General features: G+C 75.2%; 1 pseudogene. It reads right to left on the reverse strand.

Annotated elements, in window-relative coordinates:
• Positions 1 to 412: pseudogene (locus LPA54_RS40415) on the reverse strand (kynureninase); the annotation flags it as partial.

Here is a 412-nt window from a genome sequence, read left to right on the forward strand (position 1 = left end):
GCGTACGCGCCCGCCGCGTGCACGGCCGCCGTGAGTGACGGCAGGTCGTGCAGCCGCCCGGTGCGGTAGTCCACGTGGTTGAGCAGCACGGCCGCCGTGCGCTCCCAGAGCGCGCCCGGCACCTGCGACGGTTCCACGGGCCGCAGCGTGCAGCCGGTCATGCGGGCCGCCGACCCGGCGATGTAGCCGTCCGTGGGGAACGTGGTCGCGTCGACCAGGATCTCGTCCCGGCCCGGGTCGGTCCCCTGGGCCAGCCGCACCGCGCCGACCAGCGCCTTGAACACGTTGACGCTGGTGGAGTCGCCCACCACGATCTGCCCGGCCGCCGCGCCGACCAGCGGGGCGATCCGGTCGCCGATCCGCTCCGGCGCCGTCCACCAGCCGCTCTCCGTCCAGGAGCGGATGCGCATCT

Origin of the sequence: Streptomyces sp. DH12 (assembly GCF_020873895.1) — a bacterium.
Lineage (GTDB): Bacteria > Actinomycetota > Actinomycetes > Streptomycetales > Streptomycetaceae > Streptomyces.